Genomic DNA, 1,541 nt, shown 5'->3' with positions numbered 1-1,541 from the left:
TAGTAGGTGAGTGATGGGGTGACGCAGGAAGGTAGTCCATCCCGGGCGGTGGTTGTCCCGGGGTAAGGGTGTAGGCCGTGATCTAGGCAAATCCGGATCACTTAAGGCTGAGACCTGATGCCGAGCCGATTGTGGTGAAGTGGATGATCCTATGCTGTCGAGAAAAGCCTCTAGCGAGTTTCATGGCGGCCCGTACCCTAAACCGACTCAGGTGGTCAGGTAGAGAATACCGAGGCGTTCGGGTGAACTATGGTTAAGGAACTCGGCAAAATGCCCCCGTAACTTCGGGAGAAGGGGGGCCACACTTGGTGATCCGTTTTACACGGTGAGCTGGGGGTGGCCGCAGAGACCAGCGAGAAGCGACTGTTTACTAAAAACACAGGTCCGTGCGAAGCCGTAAGGCGATGTATACGGACTGACGCCTGCCCGGTGCTGGAACGTTAAGGGGACCGGTTAGTCACATTTCGGTGTGGCGAAGCTGAGAACTTAAGCGCCAGTAAACGGCGGTGGTAACTATAACCATCCTAAGGTAGCGAAATTCCTTGTCGGGTAAGTTCCGACCTGCACGAATGGCGTAACGACTTCTCGACTGTCTCAACCATAGGCCCGGTGAAATTGCACTACGAGTAAAGATGCTCGTTTCGCGCAGCAGGACGGAAAGACCCCGGGACCTTTACTACAGTTTGATATTGGTGTTCGGTTCGGCTTGTGTAGGATAGCTGGGAGACTGTGAACTCTGGACGCCAGTTCAGGGGGAGTCGTCGTTGAAATACCAGTCTGGTCGTGCTGGATGTCTAACCTGGGTCCGTGATCCGGATCAGGGACAGTGTCTGATGGGTAGTTTAACTGGGGCGGTTGCCTCCTAAAGAGTAACGGAGGCGCCCAAAGGTTCCCTCAGCCTGGTTGGCAATCAGGTGTTGAGTGTAAGTGCACAAGGGAGCTTGACTGTGAGACCGACGGGTCGAGCAGGGACGAAAGTCGGGACTAGTGATCCGGCGGTGGCTTGTGGAAGCGCCGTCGCTCAACGGATAAAAGGTACCCCGGGGATAACAGGCTGATCTTCCCCAAGAGTCCATATCGACGGGATGGTTTGGCACCTCGATGTCGGCTCGTCGCATCCTGGGGCTGGAGTCGGTCCCAAGGGTTGGGCTGTTCGCCCATTAAAGCGGTACGCGAGCTGGGTTTAGAACGTCGTGAGACAGTTCGGTCCCTATCCGCTGTGCGCGTAGGAGTCTTGAGAAGGGCTGTCCCTAGTACGAGAGGACCGGGACGGACGAACCTCTGGTGTGCCAGTTGTCCTGCCAAGGGCATGGCTGGTTGGCTACGTTCGGGAGGGATAACCGCTGAAAGCATCTAAGCGGGAAGCCTGCTTCGAGATGAGGACTCCCACCCACTTGATGGGGTAAGGCTCCCAGTAGACGACTGGGTTGATAGGCCGGATCTGGAAGCACGGTAACGTGTGGAGGTGACCGGTACTAATAGGCCGAGGGCTTGTCCTCAGTTGCTCGCGTCCACTGTGTTAGTTCTGAGGCAACGACCGT

The 1,541-nt window shown here is 56.3% G+C and carries 1 rRNA gene; it reads left to right on the top strand.

Annotated elements, in window-relative coordinates:
* Nucleotides 1-1,499: ribosomal RNA gene (locus M8J74_RS43515) — 23S ribosomal RNA — on the top strand; the annotation flags it as partial.
* Nucleotides 1,500-1,541: the final 42 nt, after the last annotated feature.

This window comes from Streptomyces panaciradicis (assembly GCF_023516615.1).
GTDB lineage: Bacteria > Actinomycetota > Actinomycetes > Streptomycetales > Streptomycetaceae > Streptomyces > Streptomyces panaciradicis.
Note: the sequence above shows the minus strand (reverse complement) of the source record. Positions and strands in the feature narration are given on the sequence as shown.